This is a genomic window from Novispirillum itersonii subsp. itersonii ATCC 12639, from assembly GCF_000381985.1.
GTDB classification, from domain to species: Bacteria; Pseudomonadota; Alphaproteobacteria; order Rhodospirillales; family Rhodospirillaceae; genus Novispirillum; species Novispirillum itersonii.
Window position 1 is genome coordinate 611,856 of the sequence record NZ_KB907337.1, and the last position, 13,670, is coordinate 625,525.

The window sequence follows — 13,670 nt, forward strand, 5'->3', positions numbered from 1 at the left end:
TGGAATCAGAGGCCATGGTGCGCATCCTTTTCGCCGCCGTCCTTGCTGCCGCCCTTCATTTCGGCATCTGGCTGCATGCCAACGTCAGCGTTCTGCCGCCGGACGTGACGGAAAAGGGCATGGAAATGCCCATCCACTCGCTGTCGTTCAGCCCTTTCAAGCCGGGGGAAGACCCGGTGGACGGCTTTGTCGTTCCCGTTGAGCGCATCGATCAGGATCTGACGCTGCTGTCGAAGTACACCCGGAACATCCGTCTGTACTCCAGCCGCCTCGGTCTGGAGAAGGTGCCGGAACTGGCCCGCGCCCACGGCATGTACGTGACCACCGCCGCCTGGCTGTCCGGCGAGGTGGAGGAAGACCGTGCCGAAATCGAACGCGCCCTGAAGCTGACCAACAACAACTGGAACGTCCGCTCGCTGTATATCGGCAACGAATCCCTGCTGCGTGCGGAAGTGACGGTCGAGCAGCTGATCATCTATCTGCGGGAAGTGCGTGGCCGCGTTAAGCCTGACGTACAGGTCTCCACCGGGGAAACCTGGGACATCTGGCTGAAGTACCCGCAACTGGTCAGCGAAACCGACTTTATCGCCGCCCACCTTCTGCCTTACTGGGAAGGGGTGCCGTGGGAAGAGGCGGTGAAGGTCGCCTATGAGCGCCTTGACATGCTGCGCAAGGCCTATCCCGGCAAGCGGATCGTCGTTGCCGAATTCGGCTGGCCGAGCCAGGGCTATAACTTCAAGGCCGCCACCACCGGCAAGCACGTTCAGGCGGAAATCATCCGTGGCTTCATCCGCGAAGCCAAGCGCCGGGGCATCGAATACAACATCATCGAAGCCTTCGACCAGCCGTGGAAGGTCAACGAAGGGTCCGTCGGGGCCTATTGGGGGGTCTTCGATTCCGAACGCCGCCTGAAGTTCCCGCTGGAAGGTGAGTTCAAGGTTGTCTACACCCCGATTGCCTTCGGGGCACTGGCCATCGGCGCCCTGCTGACGGTGATCGGCCTGCGCCGCCGCCGCCCGACACTGGCGCACGCCCTCATCTATGCGCTGGCCGCCAACGGCTTTGCCGCCGGTATCGCGCTGGCGATTGCCTATCCCTTCGGCAACTACATCAATTTCGGTACCGGCGTCATGTGGGCCACCGGCGTGATCATGGTGATCCCGCTGACCATCATGACACTGGCCAAGGTCAACGAAATCAGCGAAGTGCTGCTGGGCCACGCCCCCAAGCGCCTGATCGTCGCCGACCCGGAAGGCCCGGCCTCTGACTATCAGCCGATGGTGTCCATTCACGTTCCCGGCTACAAAGAGCAGCCGGAAATGATGAAGTACACGCTGGATACCTGCGCGGCGCTGGAATACCCGAACTTTGAAGTTCTGGTGATCATGAACAACACCACCGACGAATACTACTGGCGTCCGGTGGCCGATCACTGTGCCGTTCTGAACGAACGGCTGGGGAAAGAAGTCTTCAAGTTTATCTATCTGCCGAAGGTCAAAGGGTTTAAGGCCGGGGCGATGACGATGGCCTACGGCTTCACCGACCCGAAGGCGGAAGTGCTGGCCGTCATCGACGCCGACTATGCCGTTGACAAGCACTGGCTGCGCGACATGGTGCCCGCCTTTGCTGACCCCAAGATCGCGCTGGTACAGGCCCCGCAGGATCACCGCGACGGCGAGGAAAGCCTGTTCAAGACGATGATGAACTGGGAGTACGCCGGTTTCTTCGATATCGGCATGGTCCAGCGGAACGAAGACAACGCCATCGTCGCCCACGGCACCATGCTGATGCTGCGCCGTTCGGCGTTTGAGGAAGTCGGCGGCTGGTCGTCTGACACCATCGTTGAAGACACCGAACTCGGCCTGCGCCTGTTTGAGGCCGGATACGACGCCACCTATACCAACCGCCGGTATGGCTGGGGTCTGCTGCCTGATACCTTCAAGGCGTTTAAAACCCAGCGTCACCGCTGGGCCTATGGCGCGATCCAGATCATCAAGCATCACTGGCGGCATATGCTGCCCAAGTCGAAGACCCTGACCTCGGCCCAGAAGGCACAGTTCGTCTCCGGCTGGATCTTCTGGCTGTCGGACGCGCTGGGTGTCGCCGTGGCGATGCTGAATCTGGTGTGGGTGCCGATGATCGTGTTTGTCGGCATGGTGCTGCCGATGATGTCCCTGACCATCCCGATTCTGACCAGCTTCGTCATCAACGTGCTGCACTGCGTGCTGCTGTACCGCACCCGTGTGAAGGCCGCCCTGCCGGAAATTCTGGGGGCTGCGGTCGCCGCGATGAGCCTGCAGCTGACCGTCGGCAACGCCGTTTACACCGGTCTGGTGAAGGACAATCTGGCCTTCGCCCGGACGGAGAAGGGCGGCAACACCGCCAAACCGGCGCAGGCTGCCAAAAAGAAGATGACCGATAGCCCGGTGTTCTGGGAAACCGTGCTGGGGGTGGCCCTGCTGGCCTCCGCCACCCTGCTGTGGGTAATGAACCCGCTGAACATCACCGAGCAGGATATCTTCGCCGCCACCGTGGCAGTACAGGCGATCCCGTTCCTGTCCGCCCGTGTCATGCGCTGGGTGGAAAAGAACAAGGACCGCTTCAAGGGGATCCCGGTGCGCGCCGGGGCACCGGGCAGCAGCACCACCCACCGCCCGGGCTGAGACACGCCCTTACACGTACCGGACAAAACGATGCAGGAGGGGCCTTTTGGCCCCTCCTGACGTATTTGTGCCACACGCCACTCGCGAAACAGCAGGCGGGACAATCCATCCCCTGCATCTTTGGCAAAAAATGTGTACAGTGCTGTCCGTCATTTTCCGCACTGCGGAAGAAGGCAGACCGATGAACCAGACGGATGGAACGGAGAGACCCGGCATGATCCGACAGAACACCGCGTCAGCACTGGTCCGCGCCTGCGCCCTGCCGCTGCTTGCCGGGGTCCTCTGCGGCTTCAGCCCGGCTGTCTTTGCCGCCGATAAAGCCATCAACTGCGAACGCACCATTAACCCGGCTGAACTGCTGACCTGTGCCCAGAAAGATCTGAACAGCAATCAGAAGAAACTGGATGCCCTGATGAAGCGCGGGGAAAAGCAGATCCCCGCCTCCGCACTGCCGCTGTTTCGGGCCGCCCAGACCACCTGGATGGCCTACCGCGATGCAGAATGCGCGTGGAATGCGCTGGATCTTGATAACGGCAGCACAATAGAACTCAGCCGCCTGACCTGCATGTCTGACCTGACCGCCAGCCGGATTGACGAGCTGGAGGCCAGCATCGGCGGGCCCTGAGGCCCCACGCTGAACTCCCCTGAACCCGGTCAAGGAAAAAGGGGCGCAGTGGCCCCTTTTTCCGTCATAACGCTGTCAGCGGTCCCGCTAGCAAGGCGGATCAGAACTCAGACAGCTTTAGGTCAGGGGTATACTCAACCCCCTCAACTTCTTTGACAATCGCCTGACCGCAGATCACGCGCTTCTGCTCGGCATCAAAGGTCAGGGTCGGGGTGCCGTGCAGCTGCCAGCCCTTGTTCAGCGCGGCTGTCACACGGTGACAGAAGGCGGAATCATCCGGGCCGGTCAGGTAACGATACAGCTTCATTCCCTTACTCCGTCTTTGCCGCCGGGCTCCGGCGGTCCGTTCTGGGGATGTCACTGTAGAGCAGGATCATCCGCAGGCAAGGCAGATTTTCCGGTACCCCGGACCAGAAGCAGGGCCACCGCCACCAGCCCCAGCGCCAGCCCGAACGCCACCCGCAGCCCTGATGCGGCAGCGGCGGCAGACGTCACCGCCCCACCGGCCCCCCACAGAAACACCGCCCCCATCGCCGATGCCCCGGTGACCAGCCCCAGATTGCGCGACAGGTTCAGCAGCCCGGAGACCACCCCCCGCTGGTCGGTGGCCCGCCCCCGCATCACGCCGGTGTTATTGGCGGTCTGAAACAGGGCATAGCCTGGGGTCAGCACCAGCAGCGCCAGCACATACCCTGCCCAGCCGCCGGATCCGGCCTGCACCGCCAGCGCCGCGCACCCGGCAACCATACCGGCCAGTCCCCAGCGGGTGACGCGGTCCGCCCCGAAACGGTCGGCCAGCCGCCCCGCCGGGCCTGCCGACAGGGCCGACATCACCGGGCCGGATGACATCGCCAGACCGACCTGTGCCGCCGTCAGGCCGACCCCCTGCGTCAGATAGAACGGCCCGGCCACCAGCGTGGCCATCATCACCGCCGACACCAGAAAGCCTGCCAGCAGGCTGCCCCGCAGGGCCGGATCCCCCAGCAGATCAAGCCGGATCAGCGGTGACGGGCTGCGCCGCAGCGACCACAGCACCAATCCGGCGAACACCACCGCGATGGCCAGAAATCCACCCCGCAGGGCCAGCCCCATCTCCCCGGCCCCCGTCATCGCCAGCGCATATCCGGTCAGCATCACCACCAGCAACGCCATGCTGCGGCCATCAAACGGCGGGCGGGCCGTTGCGGTCCGCCGGTCCGCCGGTACAGACAGCGCCACCAGCCCCCAGACCACGGCCGCCACGGCGGCAACGGCGACAAACACCGGCGGCCAGCCCCACGCCTGTATCAGCAGCCCGCCCAGAGACGGGCCAGAGGCCGTCCCGACCGCCGACAGCGTGCCCATCAGCCCCATTGCCCGCCCGGTGCGCCCGCTGGGGATCACATCGCCGATCAGCGCCATGCTGACCGCCATCATCACCGCCGCCCCGGCCCCCTGCAGGGCCCGCGCCGCCACCAGTCCCCACAGGTCCGGGGCGGCGGCACACAGCAGGGAAGCCAGCAGGAACAGGCCGGTTCCGGTCAGCAGCAGACGGCGGCGGCCCCACAGGTCAGACAGCCGCCCCGCCCCGACCACCAGCGTGGTCAGGGCCAGAAGATACGCCACCACCACCCATTGTACCGCCGCCACCGGCTGGCTGAAGCCCTGTGCCAGCGACGGCAGGGTGACCGTGGCAATGCTGCCGCCCAGCGCCGACAGCAGCACACACAGGCCGAGCGCCATCAGTGCCGCCCGGCCGGAAGAAGGGGGCCTGTGCGTTAAAGGGGATGTCGCTGCCATGAAGATCTCTCCTGAATACGGTCCGTGCAGGACCACAAGACTATCCCCAGGCCTGATATGGCGGAATACGCACCCTTTGCAGTATAATGCTGCATGTGACGCCTTATCAGGATCCCTCCCCCGATGCCGCTGCCGGACCTGAACCTGCTGATCCCCCTGAATGCCCTGCTGACGGAAGGCAGCGTCGCCCGGGCCGCCGCCCGCCTGCACCTGAGCCCGTCCGCCATGAGCCGCGCCCTCGCCCGGCTGCGGGAGGTGACCGGCGACCCGCTGCTGGTGCGGGCCGGGCGCGGGCTGGTGCCCACCCCCCGGGCGCTGGCCCTGCGCGATCAGGTGCAGACCCTGCTGGAAACGGCGGAACAGGTGCTGCGCCCGGAGACCACCCTTGATCTGACCCGTCTGGAGCGGACATTTACCCTGCGGGCCAGCGATGGCTTTGTAGAAACCTTCGGCCCGGCGCTGCTGGCCCTCGTCAGCACCGAAGCGCCGCTGGCGCGCCTGCGGTTTCTGCCCAAACCACAGAAGGACACGACGCCCCTGCGCACCGGGGCGGTGGATCTGGAGATCGGCGTGGTGACAGAGGAAACCGGGCCGGAGCTGCGCACACAGGCCCTGTTTCAGGACCGGATGGTCGGGGCGGTGCGGCCCGGCCACCCCCTGCTGGACAGCCCGGTGACGGCAGAACGCTTTGCCGCCGGGGACCATGTGCTGATGTCGCGCCGGGGCGTCAGTCAGGGCCTGACCGACACCGCCCTTGCCGCCCTTGGCCTGCGGCGGCGGGTGGTGGTGACGGTCGGCGGCTTTTCCGAAACGCTGGCGCTGGCCCGCCGCAGTGACCTGATCGCCACGGTCCCCGACCGCTTTACCGCAGCCCTGCGGGACGGCATGATCACCTTTCCGCTGCCGTTCCCGATGCCGGGCCTGACCCTGTCCCTGCTGTGGCACCCCCGGCTGGAGGCCGACCCCGCCCACCGCTGGCTGCGCGGCTGTGTCCGGGCCCTGTGTATGGCGGGATCATAAGAAAAGGGGCCCCGGTCACACCGGAGCCCCCCGTCAGTCTCAGATCCGGCCCGCCTTTACAGCGGCACGCTGTCCCCGGCCTCATCCTGAAGCTGCTTGCGCAGCACATACTTCTGGATTTTGCCGGTGGAGGTCTTCGGCAGGTCGCCGAAGCGCACATCACGCGGGCATTTGAAGCCGGCCAGATTGGCCCGGCAATGGGCGACAATCTCTTCCACCGTCAGGCTGTGGCCGGGCTTCAGCTCGACGAAGGCGCAGGGGGTTTCGCCCCACTTGGCATCCGGCTTGGCGACCACGGCAGCCAGCGCCACCGACGGGTGCTTGTGCAGAACACCTTCGACCTCAATCGACGAAATGTTTTCGCCGCCCGAGATGATGATGTCCTTCGAGCGGTCCTTCAGCTGAATGTAGCCATCGGGATGCATCACGCCAAGGTCGCCGGTATGGAACCAGCCCCCGGCAAAGGCTTCGTCAGAGGCACGCGGGTTTTTCAGATAGCCGCGCATCACCTGATTGCCCCGGCAGAACACTTCGCCGATGGTCTCGCCGTCGGCGGGCACCGGCTGCATGGTGGTGGCGTCGGCCACCATCAGATCAAACTGCAGGGTATAGGGCACGCCCTGCCGCGCCTTCAGGCGGGCTTTTTCCTCGATATCGCCGTGGTCCCACTCTTCTTTCCACGCGCAGACCACCGACGGGCCATAGGTTTCGGTCAGCCCGTAAACGTGGGTAACGCGGAAGCCCTGCTGCTCCATGCTGGCCAGCACGCTGGCCGGGGGCGGGGCGGCTGCCGTCATCACGTTGACGATGTGATCGAAGGACCGTTTTTCCTCTTCCTTCGCATTCAGGATCATCCCCAGCACGATCGGGGCCCCGTTGACGTAAGCGACCTTGTGGTCAGCAATGGCGTCATAGATCACCTTGGCCGACACCCGGCGCTGACAGACGAACGTGCCTGCCGTCATCGCCACCGTCCACGGGAAGCACCAGCCGTTGCAGTGGAACAGCGGCACGTTGGACAGAATGACCGGATGCGGCCCCATGCCCCAGTCCAGCGAGTTGGAAACGGCGGTCAGGTAAGCGCCACGGTGGCTGTAGACCACACCCTTCGGGTTGCCGGTGGTGCCGGAGGTGTAGTTAAGCGCAATCGCATCCCACTCATTGGCGGGCAGCGCCCATTGATAGGCCGGATCACCGGCGGCAATGAAGGCTTCGTAATCGCATTCGCCAATCTTCGGGCCGGGGTTCTCACACTCCGGATCGTCGATATAAATCACCAGCGGCTTGTAGAACACCTTGCCGAGAATGTGGGTGACCAGCTCGCCGAATTCACGGTCGGCAATCAGGACCTTGGCCTCGCCGTGATCGAGGATGAAGGCGATGGCGTCAGCATCCAGCCGGGTGTTGATCGCATTCAGCACCGCGCCGATCATCGGCACGCCAAAATGCGCCTCGTACATTTCCGGGGTGTTGTGGGCCAGAAAGGCGACAGTATCCCCGGTGCTGATGCCACGCTGGGCCAGCGCCGAGGCCAGACGGCGTGACCGCGCATCCGTCTCTTTCCAGGTGAAGCGGCGCTGCCCGTGAATCACCGAAGTATAATCCGGAAAAACCCGTGCCGCCCGCTGCAGGAAAGACACAGGGGTCAGCGGCACATAATTGGCCGGGTTCTGGTCCAGATGCAGCTCATAAGGGTTGGTCGTCGTGCCCACGATCGCGTTCCTCCGTCGATCCTGTCAATTTTCGGTCCCAGTGTGTGCCATCGGGGGTCGTGAGTGTTCCGGTCTGTCGCCTGATTTCCCCCTGCGGCGAACGAAGCGTACTCTGCGGCAGCGTGCATCGCAACATAATGTCATGATGATACACGGAAGACCTGCCACGCCAAAAAAGCGTACCGGAACCAGCCGCGCCCGTCAGCAGAGACGCGGGCAAAGACGCCGGCAGGCTTTCACAGAACCGGCACCAGCCCCGGCCCGGCCTGCCATCGGCCCCTCTTGTCATCCGCAGCCATTCCGGCGCACAGTGCCACCTGACAGTTTCCCCCCGTCCCTCCCCGCTGCCGGATCCGATCACCGTGCCCCGCTTTCTGTCTTCTGATGCCCTGCGCCTGTCCCTGCTGTACGGGGCGTGGTTCTGTGTTCCCGGAATCCAGCTGCCGTTCTGGCCGGTCTGGCTGCAGCACCGCGGGCTGTCGGCGGTTGATATCGGTATCGTGCTGGGGGCGGTGTACTGGGCGCGGGTGATCAGCAACCCGCTGATCGGCAGCGCGGTCGATCTGTGGGGGCGGCGCGACCGGATGCTGGCGATCCTTGGCATCGTTTCAGCGCTGCTGATGGCGTCGTATCTGGTGGCTGACGGGTTCTGGCCGATCCTGCTCGTGTCGCTTCTGGCCTCGGCCCTGTATGCCGGTATTGTGCCGATCAGCGAAACCATCACCATGGCCCTGACCACGGCCGGGCGGGTTGAATACGGCCGCATCCGCATGTGGGGGTCTGCCACCTTTATCGTTATGGCCGGTATTGCCGGGCTGGCGATTGATCACAGCCCGACCGCCGAGGTGATCGTATGGCTGGTGATCGGCTGCGCCGTCATCACCAGCGCCGCCTGTTTCCTGCCGCCGAAGATTGATGCCGGACGCCCGAAGGGGCCGCGCGAACCGTGGAGCAAACTCTTCAAAGACAGACCGTTCATTCTATTTTTATGCGTCCTTGGCTGCTTTCAGGGCAGTCACACCATGTTTTACGGTTTTGGCACCCTGCACTGGCGGGCGGCGGGGATCTCCCCCGTCACCATCGGCGGGCTGTGGGCGGTGGGGGTCATTGCCGAAATCCTGCTGTTCGCCTTCTCGCCGCAGATCCTGCGTCACCTGCGGCCCCGGCATCTGCTGGCGCTGGCCGCCTTCGGCGGGGTGCTGCGCTGGACCGTGATGCCCTTCACCACGTCGCTGTGGGTGCTGTTTCCGCTGCAGAGCCTGCACGCCCTGACATTCGGCTGCGCCCATCTGGGGGCGATGCACAGTGTCGGGCGGATGGTCAGCCCCGGCCTGACGGCGCGGGCGCAGTCTCTGTATTCTTCCATCGCCGCCGGGGTGATTCCGGGTATTCTGATGCTGGGGGCCGGGCCGCTATATAACCATTTCGGCGGCTGGGCCTTTCTGACCTCGGCCCTGCTGTCGGGCGGGGGTTATCTGTTGCTGCGGATGATCCCGGCCACCGCCTTCACCCGGACCACTCCGACCTAGAAAGCTGTCCTGCACCATGACCACCCCGCCCCGCCCCGCCCGCAAACGCCCGGTGATCCTGCGCGGACTGCCCGGCCTTGAGGCCCCCCGGCAGCGCCCGCGCCCGCCGAAACGGCCCGCCGAGCCGGTGCGCACCGGCCCCAGCCGGACCGTGGCATTCCATAAGCCTTATGGCGTGCTGTGCCAGTTTACCCCCGATCAGCCGGGGCAGAAGACCCTTGCTGATTTTGACCTGCCGCCGGGGCTGTATCCGGTCGGGCGGCTGGATCAGGACAGCGAGGGGCTGCTGCTGCTGTCTAACAACGGCCGCCTGATCCAGCACCTGCTGGAACCCCGCTTCGGCCACCCCCGCACCTATCTGGCGCAGGTGGAAAACATACCGACCGAACAGGCGCTGCAGGCCCTGCGCGATGGCGTCACCATCCGCATCAACAAGCAGGATCATCATACCCTGCCCGCCCGGGCCGTGCTGGACCCCGCCGAACCTGATCTGCCGCCCCGTGACCCGCCGGTCCGCTACCGTGCCGCCATCCCGACAGCGTGGCTGCGCCTGACCCTGACCGAAGGCAAGAACCGGCAGGTGCGGCGGATGACCGCCGCCGTCGGCTTCCCGACCCTGCGGCTGATCCGTGTTGCCATCGGTGCCCTGCCGCTTGGCACGCTGGCCCCCGGCCAGTGGCGCGATGTAACACCGGAAGAGATTGGCCTGTGACCGCGTCGCCCCCGCCTTCCGTCGCTTTGATCGTGCTGGCGGCCGGTCGCTCCAGCCGGATGCAGGGGCGGCATAAACTGCTGGAAGAGATCAACGGCCTGCCGATGGTCCGCCACAGTGCCGCGACGGCGCTGGCCAGCGGGCTGGGGCCTGTGACCGTGGTCACCGGCTTTCAGGCGGATGCCGTCTGCACCGCCCTGCATGGTCTGCCCCTGACCGTGATCCATGCGCCGGACTATTCTGATGGCCTGTCAGCGTCGCTGCGGGCCGGGCTGCGCGCCTGCCCGCCCGATTGTGCCGGGGCGATGATCCTGCTGGCGGATATGCCGGAAGTCACGGCAGAGACCCTGCGGGCACTGTATGACGGCTGGCGTCAGGGCCCGCCCCCGGCAATTGCCGTGACGGCCCGCAACGGGCAGCGGGGCAATCCGGTTCTGTGGGACCGCGCCTATTTTGAAGATCTGTGCGCCGTCACCGGCGATACCGGCGGGCGGGAGGTCTTGCAGCGGCACCGCGCGCATGTGCGGATGGTGGAAAGCACCGGCAGCGCCATCTTCACCGATATCGACACCCCGGAGGATCTGGCCGCCCTGCGGGCCCGCTGCGCCCGGCAAGAAAAACTGTAATCCGCCCCATTTTCTACTAAAAAGATTTCTATATAAAAATATCCCCTTATTAGCGATTTAAATTCGCGCTACCCTGAGATCAATAAAGGGAGGATGGATCACCCATGTCGGGAATCTGAAATAGCACCATCAGGGGATATGAGAATGACAGGTCGTAATGGAAGGACGCCAGCCATAGCGTTGGCTTTAGCATTAAGCGTGTCAGCCTGCAGTTCCTCGCCGACGGCAGAAAATATCAGTAAATTTTCATCTGCACTCGACGCAACAACATCCACCTTTCAGGCCGCTGTCGACAAAACGGCTGCCGCCGAGCGAGAAGCCAACAGATATGATGCCGCTCTCGCCTACATCAGCGGCCAGCAGTTTACCTTACGGCCACCGGCACCGGCATTTGACCCTCAGGCCCTTCAGAACCACCTGAAGATGGTTTCCGCCCTACAGGCCTATGCCCAAATACTGGCCGACCTGACCGAGGGAGAGTCGCAGAAGAAGATTGGCCCCGCCATCAATACCCTTGGTGACAGCCTCAAAGGCTTCAGTCAATCGTCACTGCTGCTTGGGACAGGAATGCTGAGCGAGGCCGCTGTTGATAAAGGGGTCAAGGCTGCATCCGCTCTCGGAACATTCCTCACGCAGGAATACGTCACCCTAAAAATCACCGAAGCCGTGATCAGAATGGACCCTGCGATCCGCGAGACCGCAGCCTATCTGAATACTGCGATTGGCTCAGCTACCTTCAGCGGTGGCCTTCCCGAATGCTTCCCGGGGGCAGGACTGCGCTTAATCCTTTGCAGGGTGGTGGTTGAAAAGAGGATGGCCCGCGAAACGGTCCTGACTTACGCCCGCGAAGAAAGTACAAAACGCGGATCTCCCGGAAAAGCCCAGCTCTTCGATATGTTCAATGCAGCCTACACCGCCGAAACCGATGCAGCCGCAGCAGATGCCGCTTTTTCCGATGTCAAAAATGCTCTGGATAAAATGGTCGCGGCCCACGAGGCCCTGAAGACCCCCGATGGCCCGGGCACTGCCGCGAAAGTGCAGAGCTTTCTTGCCTTTGCGAACCGGGCATCCTCAGCGTACCGGGATGCCTTCGCTCACTGAGCCAGAGCCTTTCTGCCAGCCGCAGACACTCCGTTTTTACGGGCAACCGTTTTATCCGGTCAGCTTCCGCTCACTCGACAAACTCTCCGGCATGCATTTACAGGAGAAAAACCATGTCGTGCAGTGTTAAAGACGCAAAAGAGAGCATCCAACAAAGCCTTGCTGCCCTTGAGGCCGCTTTTAATGCCGCTGACAGCGCTGACGAGAAAGCGCGCGTCCATCGATGCATCCACAGACTCAACCAAGAACTGATCAGAATAGAGAGCCAAGAAATTGGGGGAAAATACACCCCGTCCGTCGATGTTCAATCCATCATCGACGACCTCGAGACCGTCAAGAGGAACGTTGAAAGACTTTGCAACGTAATCAACGGTGCCTCAAAAATAATTGGCGCTATTACAAAAGTAGTTTCCATCATCATCTGATGACGCCTGAACAGATACCCCGGGAAAGGTATCTTCCCTTGATACCTTTCCCTTTTCAGGCAGAACACTGGGATAATGGATAGAGAAACCGCTCAATCCCGTCCGCCGCACGGCGGGCGGTGGCATAGCAGCCGGTCAGCAGATACCCGCCGGTCGGGGCTTCCCAGTCCAGCATTTCCCCGGCGCAGAACACCCCCGGCAGGGCCTTCAGCTGCAGATCGTCTGTCAGGGCATCCCGGCAGACCCCCCCGGCGGTGCTGATCGCTTCGTCGATCGGGCGCGGGCCCGACAGATCCACCGCCAGATCTTTCAGCGCTGCGGCGACCCGGCGCGGATCGGCCCACAGATCCGGCCCGGTACAGTCCCGCAGCAATGCCAGTTTGACGCCATCCAGCCCCAGCTCTTTCTTCAGGTGCGTGGACCATGACCGGCTGCCGCGCGGGCGGCATACCGCAGCGGTCACCGCCCCGGCCGGACGGTCAGGAAGCAGGTCAAGATGCAGGCGGGCGGCCCCCGCCTGTTCCAGCTGCTGGCGCAGTAGGCGGGACACCGCATAAATCACGCTGCCTTCAAGGCCGTCAGCGCTGACCACAGCCTCACCCTTCCGCCACGGCGTCAGGGTGCCGTCATCCCCGCAGGTCCGCACCGCAATGGCTTTCAGGGGGGTCCCGGCAAAGCGGGCCGCAAAATCCGGGGTCCAGACCCGCAGAAAACCGCAGTTGGCGGGCCGGAGCGGACGGACCGCCACCCCCGCCTGTTCCAGCAGGGGCATCCATGCCCCGTCAGACCCCAGCCGGGCCCAGCTTCCGCCCCCCAGCGCCAGAAGAACCGCATCGGCCTGTACCGTCACCGGCCCGTCGGGAGCCTGAAAGGTGACCCCGGTCAGGCCATTCGGGGCCGGGGCCGGGGCCGGGGCCGGGGCAAAGCCGGTCCAGCGGTGGCGGACCATCATCTGCACCCCCAGCGCCCGCAGGCGCCGCAGCCAGGCCCGCATCAGCGGGGCCGCCTTAAAATCGGTGGGGAACACCCGCCCGGAGGTGCCGACAAAGGTCTCAATGCCCAGACCGGCGGCCCAGTCCCGCAGGGCCTGCGGCGGGCAGGCCTGCACCATTGGCGTCAGCCAGTCCTGCTGCGGGGCATACCGGGTGACAAACCGCTCCAGCGGCTCTGAATGGGTCAGGTTAAGCCCGCCGCGCCCGGCGAGCAGGAATTTCCGGCCCGGGGACGGCATGGCATCATACAGCGTCACCACCGCCCGTCCCGGCAGCGCCGCGGCCAGCAGCTCCGCCGCATACAGCCCGGCAGGGCCGCCGCCGACAATGACAATGCGGGCGGGGACAAGGCGGGCCGGGACAAGGCGGGCCGGATCACCGGAAACCCCACGACACCGGCCCTGCTGCGGATGCTCTGACACCACCCCTGATCCTTTCCGCCCCATATCCCGATGCTGAGAATGGCCCGCACCATAGCGGTTTCGC

At 64.3% G+C, this 13,670-nt stretch carries 12 protein-coding genes; 8 read left to right on the forward strand and 4 right to left on the reverse strand.

Annotation, left to right across the window (positions count from 1 at the left end; all coding sequences use genetic code 11):
- Positions 1–14: 14 nt before the first annotated feature.
- Both G365_RS20010 and G365_RS0102835 read left to right on the forward strand, forming a co-directional pair.
- Positions 15–2,663 (forward strand): glycosyltransferase family 2 protein, encoded by a 2,649-nt coding sequence (locus tag G365_RS20010; RefSeq protein WP_019643989.1) that lies wholly within the window; start codon positions 15–17, stop codon positions 2,661–2,663.
- A 214-nt stretch (positions 2,664–2,877) separates the two neighbouring features.
- Positions 2,878–3,288, forward strand: a complete 411-nt coding sequence (locus G365_RS0102835) for a lysozyme inhibitor LprI family protein (protein WP_019643990.1) — start codon at positions 2,878–2,880, stop codon at positions 3,286–3,288.
- Positions 3,289–3,388: 100 nt separating this feature from the next.
- On the opposite strand, the gene G365_RS0102840 is transcribed toward G365_RS0102835, so the two are convergent.
- Together G365_RS0102840 and G365_RS20015 are read right to left on the reverse strand one after the other, a co-directional pair.
- Positions 3,389–3,595 (reverse strand): DUF1737 domain-containing protein, encoded by a 207-nt coding sequence (locus tag G365_RS0102840; protein WP_019643991.1) that lies wholly within the window; start codon positions 3,593–3,595, stop codon positions 3,389–3,391.
- A gap of 50 nt (positions 3,596–3,645) precedes the next feature.
- Positions 3,646–5,067: an MFS transporter gene (locus G365_RS20015; RefSeq protein WP_043741088.1), complete on the reverse strand. Its 1,422-nt coding sequence runs from the start codon at positions 5,065–5,067 to the stop codon at positions 3,646–3,648.
- 123 nt (positions 5,068–5,190) lie between these two features.
- Here G365_RS20015 and G365_RS0102850 point away from each other — a divergent pair, with 123 nt between their 5' ends.
- Entirely contained in the window at positions 5,191–6,087 is an 897-nt protein-coding gene (locus G365_RS0102850) for a LysR family transcriptional regulator (RefSeq protein ID WP_019643993.1), read from the forward strand.
- 56 nt (positions 6,088–6,143) lie between these two features.
- Here the strand turns inward: G365_RS0102850 and G365_RS0102855 are convergent, their stop codons facing one another.
- On the reverse strand, positions 6,144–7,799 hold the full coding sequence (locus G365_RS0102855) for an acyl-CoA synthetase (protein ID WP_019643994.1): 1,656 nt from the start codon (positions 7,797–7,799) through the stop codon (positions 6,144–6,146).
- A gap of 362 nt (positions 7,800–8,161) precedes the next feature.
- Here G365_RS0102855 and G365_RS20020 point away from each other — a divergent pair, with 362 nt between their 5' ends.
- The 5 genes from G365_RS20020 to G365_RS0102880 all read left to right on the forward strand — a co-directional run bounded on the left by G365_RS20020 (position 8,162) and on the right by G365_RS0102880 (position 12,192).
- The gene (locus G365_RS20020; protein ID WP_019643995.1) at positions 8,162–9,328 is read left to right on the forward strand and encodes an MFS transporter; all 1,167 of its coding nucleotides are present in this window, start codon (positions 8,162–8,164) and stop codon (positions 9,326–9,328) included.
- Between the two features lie 16 nt (positions 9,329–9,344).
- Positions 9,345–10,040, forward strand: a complete 696-nt coding sequence (locus G365_RS0102865; RefSeq protein ID WP_019643996.1) for a pseudouridine synthase — start codon at positions 9,345–9,347, stop codon at positions 10,038–10,040.
- Positions 10,037–10,666, forward strand: coding sequence for a nucleotidyltransferase family protein (locus G365_RS0102870; RefSeq protein ID WP_019643997.1), 630 nt, complete (start codon positions 10,037–10,039; stop codon positions 10,664–10,666). Before G365_RS0102865 ends, G365_RS0102870 begins: the two co-directional genes overlap by 4 nt.
- A 144-nt stretch (positions 10,667–10,810) precedes the next feature.
- Entirely contained in the window at positions 10,811–11,767 is a 957-nt protein-coding gene (locus tag G365_RS0102875; protein WP_155976087.1) for a hypothetical protein, read from the forward strand.
- 113 nt (positions 11,768–11,880) lie between these two features.
- Entirely contained in the window at positions 11,881–12,192 is a 312-nt protein-coding gene (locus G365_RS0102880) for a hypothetical protein (protein ID WP_019643999.1), read from the forward strand.
- Between the two features lie 55 nt (positions 12,193–12,247).
- On the opposite strand, the gene G365_RS0102885 is transcribed toward G365_RS0102880, so the two are convergent.
- The gene (locus tag G365_RS0102885; RefSeq protein WP_019644000.1) at positions 12,248–13,609 is read right to left on the reverse strand and encodes a TIGR03862 family flavoprotein; all 1,362 of its coding nucleotides are present in this window, start codon (positions 13,607–13,609) and stop codon (positions 12,248–12,250) included.
- Between the last annotated feature and the right edge of the window lie 61 nt (positions 13,610–13,670).